1 rRNA gene is annotated in these 213 nt (G+C 50.2%); it reads right to left on the reverse strand.

The window, feature by feature from the left end:
* Window positions 1–213: ribosomal RNA gene (locus tag AC0C45_RS30345) — 23S ribosomal RNA — on the reverse strand; the annotation flags it as partial.

Below are 213 nucleotides of genomic sequence, written 5' to 3' on the forward strand. Positions count from 1 at the left end.
ACTTGTAGGCACATGGTTTCAGGATCTCTTTCACTCCCCTTCCGGGGTGCTTTTCACCTTTCCCTCACGGTACTGGTTCCCTATCGGTCACTAGGTAGTATTTAGCCTTGGGAGATGGTCCTCCCAGATTCCGACGGAATTTCACGTGTTCCGCCGCACTCAGGATCCACTCAAGAGGGAACGAAGTTTCAACTAAAGGGTTGTTACCTTCTT

The organism is Priestia sp. VA7 (assembly GCF_055710015.1).